The organism is Pedobacter sp. AC163 (assembly GCF_979258665.1).
In genome coordinates, this window is the sequence record NZ_OZ409872.1 from 3,960,642 (window position 1) to 3,979,653 (window position 19,012).

At 37.2% G+C, this 19,012-nt stretch carries 17 protein-coding genes; 8 read left to right on the forward strand and 9 right to left on the reverse strand.

The window, feature by feature from the left end; translation table 11 throughout:
• The 4 genes from ACZZZK_RS17215 to ACZZZK_RS17230 all read right to left on the reverse strand — a co-directional run bounded on the left by ACZZZK_RS17215 (window position 1) and on the right by ACZZZK_RS17230 (window position 4,109).
• Window positions 1-1,053 carry a type III polyketide synthase gene (locus ACZZZK_RS17215; protein ID WP_463485186.1) on the reverse strand — a complete coding sequence of 351 codons (1,053 nt, stop codon included), beginning with the start codon at window positions 1,051-1,053 and terminating at the stop codon, window positions 1-3.
• Window positions 1,050-1,763: a methyltransferase domain-containing protein gene (locus ACZZZK_RS17220; RefSeq protein WP_463485187.1), complete on the reverse strand. Its 714-nt coding sequence runs from the start codon at window positions 1,761-1,763 to the stop codon at window positions 1,050-1,052. Before ACZZZK_RS17220 ends, ACZZZK_RS17215 begins: the two co-directional genes overlap by 4 nt.
• Window positions 1,763-2,893 carry an NAD(P)/FAD-dependent oxidoreductase gene (locus ACZZZK_RS17225; protein ID WP_463485188.1) on the reverse strand — a complete coding sequence of 377 codons (1,131 nt, stop codon included), beginning with the start codon at window positions 2,891-2,893 and terminating at the stop codon, window positions 1,763-1,765. Before ACZZZK_RS17225 ends, ACZZZK_RS17220 begins: the two co-directional genes overlap by 1 nt.
• Window positions 2,894-2,969: 76 nt before the next feature.
• On the reverse strand, window positions 2,970-4,109 hold the full coding sequence (locus ACZZZK_RS17230) for a sterol desaturase family protein (RefSeq protein WP_463485189.1): 1,140 nt from the start codon (window positions 4,107-4,109) through the stop codon (window positions 2,970-2,972).
• A gap of 427 nt (window positions 4,110-4,536) precedes the next feature.
• Here ACZZZK_RS17230 and lpxK point away from each other — a divergent pair, with 427 nt between their 5' ends.
• The 3 genes from lpxK to ACZZZK_RS17245 are packed head-to-tail and all read left to right on the forward strand — an operon-like array spanning window position 4,537 to window position 8,384.
• Complete coding sequence (gene lpxK, locus ACZZZK_RS17235; protein ID WP_463485190.1) at window positions 4,537-5,598, forward strand: tetraacyldisaccharide 4'-kinase; 1,062 nt, start codon at window positions 4,537-4,539, stop codon at window positions 5,596-5,598.
• The gene (locus tag ACZZZK_RS17240; RefSeq protein WP_463485191.1) at window positions 5,570-6,385 is read left to right on the forward strand and encodes a purine-nucleoside phosphorylase; all 816 of its coding nucleotides are present in this window, start codon (window positions 5,570-5,572) and stop codon (window positions 6,383-6,385) included. The genes lpxK and ACZZZK_RS17240 overlap by 29 nt, the downstream gene beginning before the upstream one ends.
• Window positions 6,372-8,384 carry a putative porin gene (locus ACZZZK_RS17245; protein ID WP_463485192.1) on the forward strand — a complete coding sequence of 671 codons (2,013 nt, stop codon included), beginning with the start codon at window positions 6,372-6,374 and terminating at the stop codon, window positions 8,382-8,384. The genes ACZZZK_RS17240 and ACZZZK_RS17245 overlap by 14 nt, the downstream gene beginning before the upstream one ends.
• 82 nt (window positions 8,385-8,466) lie before the next feature.
• Here the strand turns inward: ACZZZK_RS17245 and ACZZZK_RS17250 are convergent, their stop codons facing one another.
• Entirely contained in the window at window positions 8,467-9,174 is a 708-nt protein-coding gene (locus ACZZZK_RS17250) for a porin family protein (RefSeq protein WP_463485193.1), read from the reverse strand.
• A 238-nt stretch (window positions 9,175-9,412) separates the two neighbouring features.
• Window positions 9,413-10,594, reverse strand: coding sequence for an asparagine synthetase B (locus ACZZZK_RS17255; protein WP_463486301.1), 1,182 nt, complete (start codon window positions 10,592-10,594; stop codon window positions 9,413-9,415).
• 234 nt (window positions 10,595-10,828) lie between these two features.
• On the opposite strand from ACZZZK_RS17255, the gene ACZZZK_RS17260 reads away from it, so the two are divergent.
• Window positions 10,829-11,287, forward strand: a complete 459-nt coding sequence (locus ACZZZK_RS17260) for a peptidylprolyl isomerase (RefSeq protein ID WP_010601314.1) — start codon at window positions 10,829-10,831, stop codon at window positions 11,285-11,287.
• 73 nt (window positions 11,288-11,360) lie between these two features.
• Window positions 11,361-11,903: a DUF5606 family protein gene (locus ACZZZK_RS17265; RefSeq protein ID WP_265798985.1), complete on the forward strand. Its 543-nt coding sequence runs from the start codon at window positions 11,361-11,363 to the stop codon at window positions 11,901-11,903.
• Between the two features lie 55 nt (window positions 11,904-11,958).
• On the opposite strand, the gene ACZZZK_RS17270 is transcribed toward ACZZZK_RS17265, so the two are convergent.
• Together ACZZZK_RS17270 and rlmH are read right to left on the reverse strand one after the other, a co-directional pair.
• Entirely contained in the window at window positions 11,959-12,081 is a 123-nt protein-coding gene (locus tag ACZZZK_RS17270) for a hypothetical protein (RefSeq protein WP_463485194.1), read from the reverse strand.
• A gap of 68 nt (window positions 12,082-12,149) precedes the next feature.
• Window positions 12,150-12,623: a 23S rRNA (pseudouridine(1915)-N(3))-methyltransferase RlmH gene (gene rlmH, locus ACZZZK_RS17275; RefSeq protein WP_265798984.1), complete on the reverse strand. Its 474-nt coding sequence runs from the start codon at window positions 12,621-12,623 to the stop codon at window positions 12,150-12,152.
• Window positions 12,624-12,666: 43 nt separating this feature from the next.
• Between rlmH and ACZZZK_RS17280 the strand changes: the two genes are divergently transcribed.
• On the forward strand, window positions 12,667-14,481 hold the full coding sequence (locus ACZZZK_RS17280; RefSeq protein WP_463485195.1) for a MutS-related protein: 1,815 nt from the start codon (window positions 12,667-12,669) through the stop codon (window positions 14,479-14,481).
• Window position 14,482: 1 nt separating this feature from the next.
• Here the strand turns inward: ACZZZK_RS17280 and ACZZZK_RS17285 are convergent, their stop codons facing one another.
• The gene (locus ACZZZK_RS17285) at window positions 14,483-17,029 is read right to left on the reverse strand and encodes a PKD domain-containing protein (RefSeq protein WP_463485196.1); all 2,547 of its coding nucleotides are present in this window, start codon (window positions 17,027-17,029) and stop codon (window positions 14,483-14,485) included.
• Window positions 17,030-17,126: 97 nt separating this feature from the next.
• On the opposite strand from ACZZZK_RS17285, the gene ACZZZK_RS17290 reads away from it, so the two are divergent.
• Both ACZZZK_RS17290 and ACZZZK_RS17295 read left to right on the forward strand, forming a co-directional pair.
• A complete protein-coding gene (locus ACZZZK_RS17290; RefSeq protein WP_463485197.1) occupies window positions 17,127-18,464 on the forward strand; it encodes a GH1 family beta-glucosidase in 1,338 nt (445 codons plus the stop codon).
• A 111-nt stretch (window positions 18,465-18,575) separates the two neighbouring features.
• A complete protein-coding gene (locus tag ACZZZK_RS17295; protein WP_463485198.1) occupies window positions 18,576-18,989 on the forward strand; it encodes a putative signal transducing protein in 414 nt (137 codons plus the stop codon).
• Window positions 18,990-19,012 lie beyond the last annotated feature (23 nt).

The window sequence follows — 19,012 nt, forward strand, 5'->3', positions numbered from 1 at the left end:
TCACCATTGTAAAAGGATTCGTTGCGCAGAAAATCCTGGCCCGAAACTTAACATTAATCCGTTTTCTCCTGGTGCAGGTTGTTTATCAAGATACCGTTCCAGGACATATAAAACAGTAGCGCTACTCATATTTCCGTAAAGCCGTAATACTTCCTTGGTTTCATTGATGTTTTTCCCTAGTTCGCTAAACAAAGCTTCCACAACCTGAATTATTTTTTTACCTCCGGGATGAAATATGAGATGGTCGATATCCTTAATTTCAAGATTGTTTTTTGTTAAGAAGGGATGGATAATCTGTGGGAAATGGGAAGCAATTGTTTCCGGAACTTCAATATCCAAAACCATTTGAAGTCCTGAATTGGTCAATTTGAATCCCATCATTTCTTCAGCATCGTAAAAGTGATACATTTCCTCAGCTAAAATTTTTGGCCCTTCGTCATTTTCGTGGGAGCTTAACAATACACAAGCGGCGCCATCACCAAAAATGGCTGCACTCACAACGTTGGCCATCGAAAAGTCGTTCAGCAAAAAGGTTGATGTTGGCGATTCAACTGCAACAACTGCTGCCCGTTTGCCTGGATTGGATTTTAAAAAGTTTTTGGCATAAATCATTCCTGAAACACCTGCGGCGCAACCCATTTCGGTTACTGGCAGCCGCACAATATCTTGCCGGAGCTTCAGGTTGTTGATCAGGTAGGCATCAAGAGATGGGATCATAATCCCTGTGCAACTTACGGTGATGATATAATCTAAATCTTCTGGTTGCCACGCTGCCTTTTCAAGTGCGTTTTTTAAACATTGGCTTCCAAGTTTTATACCTTCTCTTGCATAAATATTATTCCGCTCCTCAAAACTTAAATCACTAAAAACCTCCTCCGGCGACATAAATGAATAACGTCTATCAACGGCAGCGCCTTCGAAAATCTTTTTTACTTTTCTAACAAAGCGTTCATCATGATCTTTTAGCCAGCCATCTAAAAATGGAATAATATCTGCTGTTTCTCGCCAAAAGTCGGGTAAGGCTTTGGCTACTGCTTTTACAACTACGCTCATATTGTCTTAATAATCCATTGATATCGAAAAGCCCACTTCCACTTGATTGAGCTGTAATTAAAATTCAATTCTTTCGTATAGTTTTCTAAATCTTCCCGCTTAAAACCACGGAGAATGGAAACTAAGCCATCTTCTCTTGACATGTGATTTAAGCCGAATACAAAACACAAGGCTTGAAAAAGCCGGTAAGCTAAAGCGCTTCTTTCCAAATCATTGATCACAATACCAACTTTAGCAGAAGATTTAAACCGATTTAAAAGGTGAATTATTTCTTCATCTTTGAAATGGTGCAAGGTTAGTGTACAAATAAAAATGTCACAGTATTCTTCTGTAACCGTATCATCAAAAATATCTCTACACTGATAAGTGATATTGGAATAGTTTTCTGATAAACTTTCTGCGTGATCGATGGTAAACTGATTCGCATCTATTCCGGTTAAACTAAAATTCAAGTTATTTTTATCCGCATAATCTGCCAACGTCCTCAGCATGTCGCCATTGCCGCAACCTATATCAGTAATACGCAGCAATTGGGTTTTCGGTTTGTTTTTTAGTAATGTTTTTATGCCATCGAGGGTAACTTTATTGCCTCCTAATAGCTTGTTAATACTGGCAATTTTGTCTAATGCATCACGCAGAATGTCTCCTTTCATTTCAAAGTCATCCATTAATTCTGGCGCAGTACTTCTAAACTTTGTATTTATAGACATTAGTTGTTTATTGTAATTGGTTGTCCATGGGTATGTTTAATTATCTTGTTCAGTATAAATGGCATTGCATGTAAGGAAATCATGGCTACATTTTCATAAGTATTGGTTTTTAAAATATGGCTTAAAATTCTTCCAAACACTAATCTATTTTTAAAGAGTTTTTGCCATGCTGCCGTATATTCTTTTTCCAGAATGGCTCTTGGTGAGTGATTTGCAATTTGCTTTGCGATTAATTCGCTTGCTATTTTAGCGCTATGGATTGCCATTGCCATGCCGTTTCCACAAAGTGGATGAATTAAACCGGCAGTATCGCCAATCATCAAAATATGGTTTAATATTGGTTCCTTTGCTGCAAAAGATATCTGACTGATCGTTAGCGGTGCATCGAAAAGCATCTCTGCTCCTTGAAGAATTTTTTTTAGATTGTTATTTTTATACAGTACATTTTCTTGAAAAGCCAATATATTTTTTTGTCGTTTAAAGCTTTCGTAATTTGCCAAATAGCAAACGTTTAGATGATCATTTTCGACTTTTGAAACGCCACAGTAGCCCCCATCAAAATTATTTAAACTAACCGTATTATTCGGAAAATCACAGTTGTAGTGTGCTTTAACTGCTAAATAGGGAGATTTTTTATTGATGAAGTTTCGATTTAGTTTTACATCGATTGACGAACGTTTTCCATAAGCACCTATTACATACGCAGCACTGTAATTTTCTCCAGACATTGTTTCTACCAGAAATTCATCTTTAAGGTAAAGCACATTTGATACCGTATTTTCGATCACATTTATCCCTCTGTTGATCGCTAATTTGTACAAGTGATAATCAAGCGTATAGCGGCTCAGGCCAAAACCACCAAGAGGCAGCGCTGTATTAATCTCTTTCCCGGAGATAGAGGTAAACTGTAAGTGGGTAATTTGAGGTGGGAAGAAATTTTCGATATCAATGCCAAGCCAATTAAAATAAGGTAGAACCTCGTTTGAAATGTACTCTCCGCAAACTTTGTGGTGAGGATAAGTAGATTTCTCAATTAAGGTAACGTCAAAACCCAATTTATTAAGGTGGAGCGACGCCGTTAAGCCAGCTAAGCCACCTCCAATAATTAAGATTTCTGTTTTAAGTGGCATAAAGGATTACAGATATACAAGGTAACACTTTATATCTGTCCTTTGTTCAAAATTTGTTAGGGCATTTTATGTGAAGCTATCGGTCACTTCTTTCTTCCATTTTCAGGTCAGTATCAAAGGGACTTTTTGTAAATGGATAAATCGTTTGTTTTACAAAACCTTTCGGGTATTCTGCCTCATGTACCCCAGTTCCTGCAGGCCACTCTTTGCCTGGTAAATAATAGGTTCCGAATATCATATCAATAAATGGAAATATTGATGCGAAGTTATGGCCATAATATTTAGGATCTTCACAGTGGTGCCAATGATGGTATTGGGGTGTGGTAAAAATATACTTCAGCGGACCGAAGTTTATTCTTGTATTGGCATGAATAAGAACAGCGTGAATGGCAATGAAGATGATATAGACGTTAAATACTGTAGAAGAAAAACCCAAAATGTATAACGGGATGAAGGTCATGGCCCGGGTAAAGAAAATATCAATAAAATGAGTTCTGCTTCCTGCCAGCCAATCCATGTTCTGGGTAGAATGATGAATAGAGTGGAAACGCCACAAAGAAACACGTGTATGGAAAAAACGATGTGCCCAATATTGGAATAAATCTGTGGTAAAAAAGGCTAAGAAAAGTGCCACAATAAACGGCAAGCCTTGAATCCAGGTATGTAATTTATCTAGTCCCATCCAGCCAAAGAATAACACAGCCGGTTTTTGAGTGACGATGCCGAAAAACTGGATAAATAAATGACTGATTACAAAGTAGGTTAAATCAGTACGCCATTCCTCATGGAATTTAGTTTGATCATTATTTTTCGGGAAAAACAACTCTAAAGGAACAAAAATGGCGACCATCAATAGAAGATCCAGGATCATCCAATCTAAGCCAAAATGCCAGCTGGATTTAGCAACATCTCTACCTTCAACGCTTAAGGCACCTAATATTACCGCCAGTGCTGCCAAAGCAAAACCAGGCCAGCCGTATTTAAGTTTTTTGCTTAGAATGATACTTAAAGCGGCAAAAAAGAATGAAGCTATAACGCCACCAAGCATCAGCGCTTCCATGCTGTTTTTGGTGTAAATTTCACGAAATTCTGGAGTGGTCAGTTTTTCAGGGTAGTGGAAACACAAAATCCCTAACAATGCTAAGACTGCTAAAAAAATAGAAATATAGCCACTGATTTGGCCTTGACCGACTACTAAACGCTTATTTCGAGACATTAAATTATATATTGTTAATCAACAATGATACTGAATTTTAAGTATTTATCAGAAACTGAATTTATATTCGTAGTGTATTAAAGTTTCATTCAGCCAGTTGAACGTAAATGTGAATACTTTTTATTTTGCAATATCTGGATCTGCTTGTTGCTATTTAGATTTGCTATGATCGTTTACTACAAAAAAGGATTTGAAAGTTACTAACTCCAATAAGCGCATCGCCTGTTAGAGTTAGTAACTTTACTAATAAAAGATTTAGCAAAAAGCCCGATTAACTAAAATTGAAAGGCAGGTATTGCTTTCCGAGTTTAAAAAATTCTTATCAAAATCCAACAAACCTTTTTGTGTTTTAGAGGTTGCCTTATAGGGCAGGTTTGCCAAGAATGCCTCATATTTTTAAATATTCCCTACTTTTGAAAGCACAACTATGTTACTAAAATATCTACGTCTTTTACTTCTTCCTTTTTCACTGATTTATGGAATGGCAATTACGCTTCGTAAAAAGTTGTACGATTGGGGCATTATGCGTGCTGTCAAATTCGATCTTCCCGTAATTTGCGTAGGCAATTTAGCCGTTGGCGGATCGGGGAAAACGCCAACTACAGAATATTTGGTAAGGCTTTTGGCCGACTATAAAATTGCAATTTTGAGTAGGGGATATGGCCGCAAAACGAAAGGTTTTATCTTGGCGGATGCAAGTGCAACTGCCGAAACCATTGGGGATGAACCTCTACAGTATTTTCAAAAATTCGAAAATGTTACTGTAGCTGTTTGCGAAGATAGGGTAGCTGGAATAGAAAAGTTAAAAGAAAACCACGATTTAATCATTTTGGATGATGCTTACCAACATCGGGCAGTAATGGCCGGTTTCAATATCTTATTGTTCGAATTCAGAAAATTGGGTACCCTTCAGTTTCTTCTTCCGGCAGGAAATTTAAGAGATGTTTTTGCATCACGTAAACGGGCAGATGTTCTATTGGTAACCAAAGCCCCGGTGCCTTTGTTACATGTTGCGCAGCAGGCGTCTATCAACGAGCTGCAACCTAACTCGACTCAAAAAGTTTTGCATTCTTATTTAAAATACGGCAAGCTAGAACATTTATATCACAATGAAAGTCGTTCGTTGGATGATATAAAAGATTTTCAAATCTTCTTACTCACTGGAATCGCAAATCCTGCCCCGCTAATTGAAGAGCTTGAGAAGTATTCCAAAACGATTAAACATGAAGAATTTCCAGATCATTACGCTTTCAAAACAGATGATATAAAGAAATTCAAGGCGGCATTTGATGCGGAGGAGAAAAAAGAAAAAATTATCATCACAACAGAAAAGGATAGCAAACGTTTAAAAGCTGCGGGATTTGAAAATTTACTGATAAATTTACCAGTATATTTTTTACCCATCGAGGTTGAATTATTTGAAGAAGATAAGATTACCTTTGATGAACTTATTTTAAACTATGTTAAGAGCAATAGAAGAAACCGTTGAGTATATAAAACGTAAAACTGAAAACTTTGCGCCAGAAATAGGCATTATTTTAGGAACCGGATTAGGCGGTTTAGTAAAGGAGATAGAAGTAGAACATCAGTTGATGTATTCAAACATTCCAAATTTCCCTATCTCTACCTTAGAATTTCATAGCGGCAAACTCATATTCGGCTCTCTAAACGGGAAAAAAATTGTGGCCATGCAGGGTCGTTTGCATTATTACGAAGGTTACAGTATGCAGCAAATCACTTTTCCTGTTAGGGTAATGAAAGGTTTAGGCATAGAAAACCTAATTGTTTCAAACGCTGCGGGCTCTTTAAATCCTGAGTTTAAAAAGGGCGATTTAATGATTATTGAAGATCACATTAATCTTCAGCCTGATAATCCATTAAGGGGTTTAATTGAAAGCTCTTTGGGACCTCGTTTTCCTGATATGAGCGAACCTTACAACCGTTTGATAACTGCGAAAGCTTTAAATATTGCAAAAACTTTAGACATTAAATGCCACAAAGGGGTATATGTTGCTGTTTCTGGTCCGAATTTGGAAACCAAGGCTGAATATAAATATTTGCGTTTGATTGGTGGTGATGCCGTTGGGATGAGTACCGTGCCAGAAGTTATTGTAGCCAACCACGCCGGTTTGCCGGTTTTTGCTATTTCGGTTTTAACTGATGAAGGTTTTCCTGAAGATTTGCAACCCTTTAACCTGGATGAAATTTTAGAAGCTGCGGCTAAAGCTGAACCTAAAATGACCGAAATTTTAACCCGCTTAATTGCTGAACTATAAGATGCTTAAAGTTGCTCAATTCTGCTTTATTATTTTGTTGCTTTCGGGTTTTCAAAAATCTTTTGCACAAGATTTAAAAACAAATATCAACGATAAATCAGAAGCCGATTCTATTAGAAAAAAACTTGATGCAAAGGATTCTGTCGTTTTTACGGCAAAATTCATTCGCTTTACTAAACTCGGTTTAAGTAGGGATAGTATTGTGTTGTTGCCGCTAGATACGTCGACGAGGAATATTCAGAACTACAGTCCACTGCTACAACCGCAAAATCCAACCATAAATAATGGGAACATGGGTTTGGCAGCCCGCCCTTTACTTTACGAACCCAGCAAACGCATTGGTTTCGATGCTGGTTTTCATTCGTTGGATTACTATGCACTAACCCCTGAAGATATTATTTATTATCAGGCACGCTCACCATATACTAGCTTGTACTTAGTTAGTGCTGGACAAAAGGAGCAGCTCTTTAAAGCCATTCACAGCCAAAATATTAAGAAAAACTGGAATGCCGGCGTCAATTTCAATAGGGGAGATTCGAGGGGATTTTACAGCAGACAGCGGGGAGATAACTTAAATGTTGCCGTTTTTTCCTGGTATCAATCGCCCAGCAAACGCTATAATATGTGGGCTTCTGCAATTTTTAACACCATGCGGGCTTACGAAAACGGATCAACATTAGATTCGACTATCTTCAATCCGGGCTATAATAAAATCAGCAGAGATGCAGAAACTGTGAAGTTAACCACAGCAAGGAATTTGTATCGAAAGAATACAGTGTTTTTAAAACAAACCTATTACGTTGGCCGGATAGATACCTCTGCAAATTTCAACAGCGCTGTTTTACCCACCAACAAAGTAACCTACACGGTTGAATACAATAACGACAGTTACGATTTTGCTAAAAATGAAACCGACAGTTACGGCGTATTGCCGGAAGGGTTTGCAAGTCAAACTTTTACCAACGATTCAACGCATGTTCAACATGTAAAAAATGAATTTCTTTACAGCTTTTTCCTTCGTCCGAAAAATTCAACTGTTATTAAAAATGAACTAAAAGTGGATGCAGGTATTCGCCACGATTATTATCAACACAAATATTTAGGAAATAAAGAAGATGGATCAGCGTATGAACAAAGTCAGTTTGCTTATCAAAACATCACTATTTTAGGAGCCGCAGGTTATCGTTTTACATCGAATATCGATTTAAATTTAGATGTGCAACAAATACTGCAAGGTGAAAATGCAGGCGACTATTTATATGAAGCTAAGAGTAGAATATTGCTCAGTAAATCAGTTGGGAGAATTGAGTTAGGTGCTTATGCGCAAAATCAATCGCCCGCTGCAATATTTAATTATTATCACGGGAATCACTACAGATGGGATAACCAGAACTTTAAGAATACAAAAGTAGCCAATGCTTCTTTCAATTTTATTAATGATAAATATGGTTTCACAGCTGGTGCCAAATATTTTTTAACCAGTAACTATTTGTATTTCGCTGCAGATAATACTTATGGAACAACTGCGATTAAGCCGGTGCAGGAAGGGGAAGATATCAGTTTAATCAGATTCGATCTATCCAAGAAATGGCGTTTTGGAAAGTTTGTTTTAGAAAATTACATCGCTTACCAAAAAACAGATAAAAATGCGATTTTGAGAACACCAGAGTTTTATACCTACAATAGTTTTTATCTGGATCAAACCTTTTTCAAAGTATTAAAAGCGAATATAGGTTTTGATGTGAGGTACAATTCTGAATATGCTAATTACTCTTATTCTCCAGCCACAGCCCAATTTTATGTGGGGAGCGATCGCGTTTTCAAATCAGAACCTGTTATAGACGTATACATCAAAGCAAATTTAAAACGGGCGAATCTGTTTATTAAATACGATTATGTTAACCAGGGATTGTTCTCTCCAGGTTATTATACCGTTAATCGATATCCTATGCAAGATGCTTTGTTGAAGTTCGGAGTGAGCTGGAATTTTTATGATTAACCAAAACTTACTCGCATAAAAAAATGGCATTCTGAAGAAACCAGAATGCCATTTTTTTTAAGCTTTTATTAATTACTTAGGCTTAGAAAGAATAACCAACTGAGAAACCTAATACGCGGTTAGTTAATTTACCATCACCAGATCTTGAATCTTTAGGAACCAGGTTTGATAAACCTAAACCATAATTTGCACCTACTAAGAAGCCAGAGTTAGTACGATATGCTAAACCAAAGTTAGCACCGAAATCTGTTGAAGCGTAATCTTTATCTGTGCTGCTACCAAATTCTAAATCATTTTCATCGGAAACTGTTCCTGCAGCATTACCACCAGTAGTTACTGTTTCAAACTTGTTTTTTCCAGAGATATTAAAACCAACGTAAGGACCAGCTGAAATCTGGATTGCTCCAGCATCACCTGTAGGAATTCTGAATACTGCATTGATAGGCACTTCAATAGCCATTAAATTTACTTTGTTTGAAGTAGTATTGGTAACCCCAGCAATAGTATTAGTCTGCTCAAACTTAGCACCTTTGTTTTGAAGCGATACTCCTGGTTGAATAAAGAAATTGTTTCCTACTCCAAAATCGGCGAAAGCTGTAACGTTAAATCCTACATTGTTTTGTACGTTATCGTTAAATTCTTTGCTGCCATTAAAATCGCTTGCACGGAATTTAGATAAATTGACACCCGCTTTTATTCCAAATCTTGCGTCAGATCCTGTCATTGTTGATTGGGCAAATGCACCTGTTGCTAATAAAACTACAGAGGCGCTTAGTAATAACTTTTTCATGATATTTTTTCTTTAGGTAAAAGAATTTTTGTTTTCAATGTTAATTACCTGCCACTTTCCAAAAGCTGTGCCAAACTATATATTGCTGATCGCTTAATCAGTATAAATAATTGGTTAACAGTGGTTTTTATTTGATTTTTATCACTCGAAGTTGTATAGTAATGACTGACTACTCAATGTTTTATTTTGTATACAGAACAGGAATATTCGCTGATAGGAGACAAACTTAGCTGTTAGATTATGTTTTTTGGGGTTTCTTTTTTGCCGCGGGGAACAAAACATTGTTTAAGATTAACCGATAACCTGCAGAATTTGGATGTAAATTTAAATCGGTAGGTGGGTCGCCAACGGCATGCTGGTAATCTTCAGGATCATGCCCTCCATAAAAGGTAAATTGCCCTTTGCCTATTTCTCCGTGAAGATAACGTACTTCTGCGGCACCTTTGTTTTCCCCTAAAACAGTTACGCTTGGTTTCACAACCGATTTTTTAAATGCTGTCGTTTGACCCATGAAACCTTTGATTACCTTATAGTGGTTTTGGGTAAGCATGGTTGGAACCAAATCCCACTTGGCAGAGAAATCAAATAATGTAAAGTAGTCATTGCTCTGATTAAGCGATCGGTTTTGGGTAACATCAATATCCGAAAATTCATAATTCATCGGGTTGTTATCCAGTTTGAAGTTTTGGAAAGCCAGGCTTTTATTAAAATCTAATTTCGATTGTGCATTTGGGTCAGCAGCATCTCCATCAAACATTTGGGCGCAAATATCAACCCCATCTGCAGCTAGGGCAATGTCAAAACTATCCGTTCCGGAGCACATGGCAAACATAAAGCCACCACCGGCACAATATTCTTTAATGTGTTTGGCTACTGAAAGTTTCATTTCTGAAACTTTTTTGAAGCCCAATTTTTTAGCCAACGCTTCCTGGTTTTTTACATCTTCCTGGTACCAGGTGGCATATCGAAATGAAGACCAGAAGCGACCATATTGTCCAGTGAAATCTTCGTGATGCAAATGGAGCCAATCGTATTTGGTAAGTTTATCCTGTAGAATATCATCGTCGTAAATTACATCGTATGGTATTTCCGCATAAGTTAAAACCAGTGTCACGGCATCATCCCAGGGTAATTTGCTTTTAGGCGAATAGACGGCAATTTTAGGTGTTTTCTCCAGTTTTACCATCTCCATATTAACTGATGGATCGCTAATTTCGTTTAAAAGATTAACCACTTTAGCATCAGACATTACTTCATAAGAAACGCCCCTGATTTTAAGCTCGTCTTCAACTGTTTTATTATACTTGATTAGAAAACTTCCGCCACGATAGTTCAAAAGCCAATCTACTTCCACCTGTTTGCTGATGGTCCAGTAGGCAATGCCGTAAGCTTTAAGGTGGTTTTTTTGATCTTCATCCATATAAACCAATAACGATGAGGCATGAGCAACAAAACTGCTTAACAGGCAAATGAGTAAGATATAATATTTATTTTTCAAATCGATGGAGTGTAAAACACTAAAATACCTCATTTAAATTGTTTAGAAAAATTTAATGCTGTATGAGTTCTACAATTTTGCTATTTTTGCCCTCTACTTTTAAAAACACGGAGTTTTTAAGGTGATCAAAATTTAAAACCAGTACACACAATTGATATGAGTAAAGCAATAATAAAAACTGAAAAAGGAAATATGACTGTTGAGTTCTTTGAACAAGATGCTCCGAAAGCAGTTGCAAACTTTAAAAAATTAGCAAACGAAGGTTTCTATGATGGTGTAACTTTTCACCGCGTAATTCCTGATTTCATGGTTCAAACAGGTTGCCCAAATTCTAAAGATGGTGCAACAGGAATGCCAGGTACAGGTGGTCCGGGTTATAAAATAGATTGTGAGTTAACTGGCGAAAACCAATATCATGATCGTGGTGTGTTATCAATGGCACACGCTGGCCGTAACACCGGGGGTTCTCAATTCTTTATTTGCCATAGCAGAACAAATACTGCACACTTAGATCGCAACCACACTGTTTTTGGTAAAGCAGTTGAAAATGTTGACCTTGTGGACGATATCCGCCAGGGAGATAAAATTTTAGGAATTGAAATTATTGAAGATTAAATTGCGTTGAGCGTTTGGCGATAAGCGTTTAAACCGCTAAACCCCAACCGCTAACCGCTTAACAAAATAGAATATGAATTTAAGAGGAATTGTTGCCGTATCTGGCAGACCAGGTTTATTTAAGCTGGTTGGACAAAATAAAGTAGGTTACATTTTGGAGGGTTTAGATGCCCAAAAAACTAAAGTTGTAGCTAATATTACCAATACTAAGTTAGCTTCGTTAGAAGATATTACGGTTTATGGTGAGGAAGAAGAAATTAAATTGGCTGATATTTTTGCTAAAATTTCTGAAAAAGGATCTACTCCAGATTTAAAAGGTGATTTACGTTCGTACTTTTTGGAAGTGGCTCCAGGTCACGATCAGGAAAAAGTATACGCTTCTGATATGAAGAAAATCATCACCTGGTATAACTTATTGAAAGATTTACCTTTGTTTACCGAAGATACACCTGATACTCCAGGTTCTCCGGCTGAGGTTAAATTGGCTGAAGAAAAAGTTGCTGCTGATAAGAAAACAAAATCAACTGCTACAAAAGCATCTGGAAGCGCGAAAGCAACTACAAAAACATCTGCTCCTGCTAAAAAAGCAAGCATGACAAGTAAAAAAGGCGTTTAGTTTTTTCTAAATGTTATCTAAAACACCAGGCAAAAGCTTGGTGTTTTTTTTTGCCTTAAAAGAAATAATACAGGATTACCACAATAATTAATGAAATGATAATGCTGATCCAAAGCATTTTATTGTTGCCACTCTGGTTACTTCTATATCGGTAATTGCGTTTATATTTATCTAACATATCTTTTTATTTTATGATGTTTTTGGAATGCCGATTCCATATTTTACCTCTCGTTTCTCTCCTTCAGGTTATGCATGGTGATAGGGTTCACCTTTCAAAATGCTAAATCCTCGATACAACTGCTCTACAAAAAACAAGCGGATCATTTGATGTGAAAAAGTCATATCAGATAAGGAAATAAGCCCATTTGCCCGCTTGTAAATGGTTTCGTCAAATCCGTATGGCCCGCCAATAATAAAAATTAAATGTTGAACACTGCCAATCATTTGCTTATTCAGGTAATTGGAAAACTCGATTGAAGAATATTTTTTACCTTTCTCATCCAATAGAATAACAACATCGCCATTATTAATTTGTTTGTGCAGCAATTCAGCCTCTTTTGCTTTCTGCTGCGCCTCGCTTAAATTCTTAACATTTTTCACATCAGGCAAAGGCAAAAATGTAAAGTTTATATAGTGCTTTAATCTATTGATGTATTTTTCAATCCCCTCAATTAAATACTTATCCTCCGTTTTGCCAATGGCGATTAAAGTAATCTTCATTTAATATTTTGCTATCTTTAGAATTTTCTGCCATTCAAAGATAATGTTAAAAACACAAGCACAAATTATATCTGGCTATAGCCAAAAAATTAATGAGGTTACAACTAAGATTGAAGCAACAAAAAAGCTTATCGATCAGCTTTCGCTGGTACGAATAGGTCTATTTTTAGCTGAAATATTGTTCTTTGTTTCACTGTTAAATTCTGCCGATGATAACAGCAGAACATTGATCCAATTTGCGTTGCTGCTTCCGGTGATAGGGTTTGTATTTGTGGTAAGGAAACAAGCAAGATTAGACCGTGAAATTGACTATCAAAAGCAATTATTATGGGTTTACCAAAACGAATGGAACCAACTGAATGGCAAACTAAATGGTTATGAGGATGGGAGTGTGTTTGAATCTGAATCTCATCCATATTCATCAGACTTAGATATTTTTGGCCGTGCCTCGCTATTTTCTTTGGTAAACAGATGTTATACTAAAACCGGCAAAGATTTGTTAGCAGAGCGTTTATCGCATAAATCAATCAAAGCTGAAATTTTGGCCCGACAAGAAGCCATTAAAGAAGTACAGGAAAAAATTGAAGAAACATTTGATTTTAGAGCCAACTTACACGGTCATAATATTGAGAAAATTGAACAGATTAAAACGCAATTGGCAGGAGATTTGGGACTGCAACTTGCCTTTGTCCGTAAAAAATTGCTGCGGGTTTACGTTGCCGTTGCTCCATATATTACCTTTGGCTTAGTTTTATCCTCCATTTTTATTGGCGGTTTATCTGGAAATATTTTAGGGCTTTTTGTTTTTATTCATTTAGGCATAAATATCTTTTTAAATTCAAAAATTAATCTGGTTTTTTACAGTTTTGGTGGCGGTTCAGGATTATTAAACAGTTACGCCGAGGCCATAAAGTGGACCGAAAATCAACCATGGAAAAGCAGCTATATTCTGCAGTTATTTACCTCAAAGATTCCGGTAAGTAAAGAAATCAAGACATTATCAAAAGTAATTCAGAAGTTTGATGCAAGGCTAAATCTGATTGTTGGAGGCTTTTTGAATGGATTATTTCTGTGGGATTTGCAATGTTGTATCAGTCTGGATAAATGGTACCAAAGCTCTTCAAAAGATGTTATTTCGGCACTCAACCATTTGGGTGATTTCGAAGAAATTATTTCATTGGCCACTTTAGCTCATAACCAGCCAGACTGGGTTTTTCCTTCAATCGATGAAGGTTTTCAATTGAGCGGAACTGAAATTGGGCACCCGCTAATTTCTGTTGAGCGAAGGGTTAACAATGATTTTTACCTTGAAACAAAGCCAACAGTCGACATTGTAACCGGATCAAATATGGCAGGGAAAAGTACTTTTCTGAGAACGCTCGGCATCAATATGGTTTTAGCTTATGCAGGCGGTCCTGTTTGCGCCAGGTCATTAAGATTATCTGTTTTTTCCATTAACAGCTATATGAGAATTAAAGATTCTTTAAATGAAAGTACCTCCACTTTTAAAGCTGAGCTAGATCGTTTGAAAATGATTTTAAAGAATATCGAACAAGACAAAAATACGTTTGTACTTATTGATGAAATGTTGCGTGGAACCAATAGTAAGGACAAATATTTAGGGTCGAAGGTTTTTGTAGAAAAGCTGATTGCAGAAAAAACGCCAGGTTTATTTGCCACACACGATTTACAATTGGCCGATTTGAAAGAGGATCATTCTACTACTTTAAGAAACTTTCATTTTGATATTCAAATCATAAACGGAGAAATGGAGTTCGATTATAAACTGAAACAGGGACCTTGTTCTACCTTTAATGCCGCAATTTTATTGAAACAGATCGGCTTAAGCTTAGATTAATTTATCGCAATAGCGTAACCGATCCTGTATATTTAACGGTATTATTGTTTAAATGAGTTCCGAGAATTACATAATAATAAACACCTGTTGGTAGCTCGGTATTTTTAAAGGTTCCTTTCCAATTGTCGAAAATATTATCGGTAAAAAATAACTGATTGCCATATCGGTTATAAATTTGAATTCTATACCTTTTTAGATTAGTAATGCCTACTACAAATTCATCGTTTACACCATCGCCGTTTGGCGAAAATGCATTTGGTGTAAATATTGAAGCTTCTTTTCTTACGATCAAATCGCCTTGAGTGATCGAATTCCAACAACCATTATTTGAAAATGCCGTCAAAGTAATCTTAAAAGTCCCATCCGTTTGAAAGGTATGTGTAGGGCTTTTTTCAGAGGAAAAAGTTCCATCACCAAAGTGCCACTCAAAATAATCTCCAAATTGAGAAGTATTTGTAAAAACGATTGGGGCAGGCACTGAAAACTTGACATTAAAAGAAGGTTCGGTATAGAAACCCGCTATCGGGATTCTGGCGATTGGAGGTACAATTATACTTGTAGGATCAGAGCTGCAAGTTCCTAAAGTGAGTACAATTTTGTATTCTCCGGCTTTGTTGAAATTAGCTACCGGTATTTCCACGCTACTGTTGGTTGCCGTAAAATTGTCTGGGCCTGTCCACAGGTAACTCATGTTTTCCTGTTGGGGAACGGAAAGTCTTATTAAATCGTTTATGCAGAAAGCTGGTTTGTTGATCGAAATTTCTGGAATTTCAGGCTTCAACTCTACCAGAATTTCTTGGGTAGCGATAGCTACACAGCCGTTGTCAGTTTCAATGGTTAAAGTAATCGTTTTCAGTCCTGGCGTATCAAAAGTGATTACTTTACCGTTGTTTGCAGCATCGGTATTTGTTCGCACTGATAAACCGAAATCCCATTTAAGCTTGGTATAATTTTTAGATGCATTCACGAATGAAAAACTCTGATTCGCTTCACATTTGTTATTTACTACAATAGAGAATGCCGCCTCTGGTTTCAAATCAACGGAAAGAATTTCCAATGAATTTTCTTCACTAATGCAGTCTCCAACTTGTACATATAGTTTATAAATTCCAATATGTTCAGGACCCACGTTCGGTATAGCCGGGTTTTGTTCGGTAGAAGTGAAGCCATTTGGTCCGCTCCAGTGGTAAGTAGCAAGGTTCAGAAATGGTGTTGAAAGTTGCAGCACATCGCCTTGGCATAAGGTCAAATCAGATGCTGTGATAGTGGGTTTATCGGGCGTTTTAGCGACGATAAAGTTCTTTGTGGTTATCACACTACAACCATTGCTCCCTTTGGCTTCGAGCACAACAACTTTTTCTCCCGGTGTGTTGTAAGTGATGGTGTAGGGGCCAATGCCATCTGCGGTTGCTAAACTTGCACCTTCACCAAATGACCATTTTAAGTCTGCATAATTAGCGGCAATACTTTCAAATACATACGCCTGGCTATCTGTACACGGGTTTAACTTCTCTACAGCTATTTCAGCACTTGGTCCTGCTAAATCTGCATCTCCCCCAAATTCTAAAGTGAAGCCATTGTTCGCCTGATCAAAATTATTAATCAGAATAGCATACACATGATCTTCAATTAAATCAACATATTTCAAAAAACCATTTTGTCCTAAGCCACACCCGCTCTGCTCTGTTAAATCCGTTTCAGTTAAACTAAGTCCAGTTTTGAAATAGCTTGGTGTACAGGTAACCCCACTACCGGCAGCACATCTTATCGCAGTTGAAGGATTCATGTTGCCACAATTTCCATTCAATCCCAAATCATAAAATATCCAGTCAATATCGTTGGTAGTAACGGTTGGTGTAATTGTAAAAGTGAAACTACCTGCTTTAGAAGCTTTGAACATGTACCAGGCGGTGTTGGCTTCATTACCATCCAGGCAAGTGCCAACAGTTTCACTCAGATTGTTACCTCCACCTGCTACATTAAGTTGAGTAAAAGTTTCTTTGCTGCAGAGTATTGAAAACGTACCGCAATCTTGTCCAGGCTGAAGGGGTGGGAAATAATTGTCTACACAAAGTTTAAAAGTTCCTGTATTATCATTCTGTGCGCTAACTCTAATGTAATATATCTCGCCAAGTTTTAAACCTCCTTTGTATAATACGTTTACATTATTTGATGGAGTTGTTGAAACAGGTATTTCTGATACAGCGTTACTAAGAGGGTCAAAGGTATAGAGTGCTATTAGGGGATTTAATAGTGTATTGGTGCTGCTCGAATTAACCTGGCCACTTACTGAAATATTAACATCATATTTTGTAGCGGTAAACTTAAACCAAACATCTTTTCCGATTGCTACCCAACTTGTAGGTTTATTATAAATAGTCGATGCGGTGGCTTCAACATTACTATAGGCCGCATCAACGCTACAGAATCCGGTAGTGTTTGGGATGTTTACTGCATTTACTAATTCATCATTTATTGGCGGAGAAAAATTTGCCCAAAGTTTCGAGCAAAATATTAAGAATAAAAAGAGAATTAATGAAAAGCGCATCAGTAAAACTATTAAAAAATGTTTTCTTTTTGTGCTGTAATGTAAGTTAATGTTTTGTTAATATTAAAGTTGCAACTTGAGGCAGTAAGATAAGACTATGATTAAAGCAAGTGATTTTGGATCGGACTTTTTATGGGGAGTAGCTACAGCGGCACCACAAATTGAAGGCGCTACCAGTTCTTATGGTAAGGGGCCGTCCATTTGGGATAACTTTTCCAATCGAAATGGGAAAATTAAAAATGGTCATAAGATGAATGTTGCCTGCGATTTTTATCATCGTTATCAGGAAGACATTGCTTTGGTGAAATTATTAGGTTTTAAGATATTCAGGTTTTCCATTGCATGGTCGAGGATTTTACCTGCTGGCAGAGGAGAGGTTAACCAAGAGGGATTACGTTTTTACCATCGTATAATAGATGAATGTTTAAGTCATGGAATTACGCCTTATATCACACTCTATCATTGGGATTTGCCTCAGGCTTTGGAAGATGAGGGTGGATGGACCAGTTTCAGTATTAATGCAGCCTTCAATGCATTTGTGAGTATTTGTGCGCTCGAATATGGCGACAAAGTCAAAAATTGGATCGTGTTGAATGAGCCGTTTGGTTACACTTCACTGGGTTACATGCTAGGCATCCATGCACCAGGAAAAACCGGATTAAGCAATTTTTTTCCTGCTGTGTTACATACTGCTCTAGCACAGGCTGAGGGTGGGAAAATCTTGAGGGCAGAGGTCAGTAATGCCAATATCGGAACCACTTATTCTTGCTCAGAGATTATTCCTCACACGCATAGCGATAACGATTTACTGGCTGCCAAGCGAGTAGATTGTTTGATGAATAGACTTTTTGTAGAGCCGGCACAAGGTTTGGGCTTTCCAACTGGAGATTGGGAAGTTTTGGAGAAATTTCAAATGGAATATGGAACCTGGCGTTTGCAGGATAGGATGAAATTTGATTTCGATTTTATTGGTTTGCAGAACTATTTTCCACTAACAATTAAATACAATGCATTTATTCCAGTAATCCAGGCCTGGGAGGTAAAAGCCAAAAGCCGTAAAAAACCACATACCGCAATGGGTTGGGAAATTAATGCCAATAGTTTTTACAATATCATTAAGCAATTTGCTGCCTATCCGAACATTAAGAATTTGATGATTACCGAAAATGGAGCCGCCTACCATGATAAGGTAGACAATGGCAATATTGTAGATGCAGAGCGGATTGAATATTTTAAGATATATCTGGAGGCGTTACTTAAGGCAAAAAGCGATGGAATTAACATCACGGGTTATATGGCCTGGACATTAATGGACAATTTTGAATGGGCTGAAGGCTTCAACGCCCGCTTTGGGCTTGTTCACACTGATTTTAAAACATTGAAACGCACCATCAAGTATTCGGGTTATTGGTGGCAGGAATTTTTGAAAAACTAAGGCTGTTTTCCCGCAGATCTTCGCAGATAAGAAACGCAGATTTAAAAAATCGGAGAGAATCTGCGGTCTTATCTTTTTTAGATCTGTTAGAAATATGATTATCTTGAACTCATGAACGACAAGACCATAGTTTATAGTACTTACTACGATCCAATGGAAGCCAATATTATCAGGGCTAGACTAGAAGATTCGGGTTTTGCGTGTTTCCTTGCCGATGAAAATGTGGCCACGATCAACCCGCTCTACAATCAGGCCATAGGAGGTATTAAGCTTATCGTTTTTGAAAGGGACTTTGAAGCGATTAATAAGCTGTTGATAGAAGATCACCAGCTTGAAGATATTGACAGCCAAGTGGAGGAAAACCCCATGGCTGAAGAGTTGGTCATTTGTCCAAAATGCGGATCTAAAAATCTTCACCGATCAGAAAAAAGGTATAACAAATTTAACCTATTCGGAATATTTAATTATCGGCTACCGAAAATAGAAGTGATCCGATGCCTTGATTGTGGTCATGAATTTGAGTAGGTTTTTCGCAACAGTCTAAGTAC